1 protein-coding gene is annotated in these 1595 nt (G+C 59.0%); it reads right to left on the reverse strand.

Features of this window, described 5'->3' with window-relative positions; all coding sequences use genetic code 11:
- Positions 1-655: 655 nt before the first annotated feature.
- A complete protein-coding gene (locus LCE31_RS39505; RefSeq protein WP_374118716.1) occupies positions 656-1390 on the reverse strand; it encodes a DUF981 family protein in 735 nt (244 codons plus the stop codon).
- Positions 1391-1595 lie beyond the last annotated feature (205 nt).

Genomic DNA, 1595 nt, shown 5'->3' on the forward strand with positions numbered 1-1595 from the left:
CGGCTGCCTCGCCGAGACCCGCCTGCCCATCAGACCCACCTGAACAACCCACCGACATCACGAGTTCAACCTCAGTAACGACTACACCGGCTCGAACCTGGCGGATCTGGGCCGGAGGCGGTGCGCACTCGTCGCCTGGTGGTGGCGGGGAACTCCTTGGCCGGTATTTCGAAGCCGTTCGGGAGGCCACGAGGAAGACCTACGGCGTACTCGTGGCGATGCCGCAGGACACAGTCGGGCTCCTACTCCAACGAGCGAGTCGCAGTGAACACGGGAACCACCCGTTCTCAACTCCCCAGTCGTGCACGGCCAGTGCCCGGGCGGGGATAGGCGCATCGACAGTCGAACGGTCCGGGTGGGGCGGAGCCGCCGTAGTACTCCGAGCCGGGGAAAGCCCGCGCACATGGGGAAGGGCGGCAGCGGTATCGAGAAGGGAAGGAGACTGCAATGAGCCTTTTCCAACCCCCCGGTCAGCGACATGCCGGCGGATGCTCGTGTTGACCTGGGGCGGAGTCTTGACCAGCAGAATCGTGGGCGGCTACGGCAGCCTGCATGCTCAGCTGGGCACGGCCAGCGCCGCTGACAGCCAGGTTGGAAAAGGCTCAGTAACTGGACACACCACATTTGGGGGTGCATAAACGACCTCGATCATTCTTCACATCGTGTTGACGATAAGTCCAATGTGTGTGAAATAATTGAGGGCGCCGAAAATGAGAAAAGCCAATCCACCAATGATCCAGGCGATCGCCGTGACAATTACGGACCAACCTGCGCGTTTACGCAACGCCAGTGGGAACAATAGTGCGCCGATCCCAATTAGTACATAAAGCATCGAGATGAAGCTCGCCTCGAGCAGCGGATGATTTGCGAACTCTCCCGAGATCGGCTCCTCCGGTGGCGCGGAAAAGAGCATATATTTCCAACCTGCTGCAGCGATGCTCCAACAGGCAAGGCCAAGTCCGAAAACGAAGAGCGAGATTGGTCCGGCAAGCTGCTCGATAGTGATACCGCGTTTCTCCGCATCCTCCAGGGTAGCACCACGCTTCCACAGGAAAAGTGCACCGGCGAGCAATAGGGACCCGAAAGCGAGCGATGGCTCACCAAAGATCACATTATCGAAGGGGAAGCCCTGTCCGGCGAGCGGCCATGTGAGGGTCATGTCCAGACCGGTAGCAAAGAGGATCAGTCCGAGGGCTCCGAAAGCGAGGGCCCAGCCATCCGTCACGATGGGTTTCTTGCTACTGAGCTGGTAGCCGAGCGCTACAACAAGCAACAGCCCTACTCCCACTGCGAGTGACATAATGGTGTTGTACAGCGGCATACGGGTCCAGTCGATCTTCAGACCTGCTGTTGGCGGCATGTGTGAATGCGATGTAATCAGGATCTCCATTGATTGCATGTAACGACAGTAGATGTGGGGGTCTCCCCTTGAGTAGTGGACACGCGGATACTGGATCTGCTTGATCTGGGAAGCGAGAACACCGCCGATGGCGATGAAGGACTACTCGGACGAGTTCTAGTGTCCTGAGTCGGTAGTTCGCTTGCGGTTATAGGGTGGGGCGATGCCTGGTCCGAAGCCGTTGCCGCTGGAGTTG

This window comes from Streptomyces sp. 8L, from assembly GCF_020176795.1.
GTDB lineage: Bacteria > Actinomycetota > Actinomycetes > Streptomycetales > Streptomycetaceae > Streptomyces.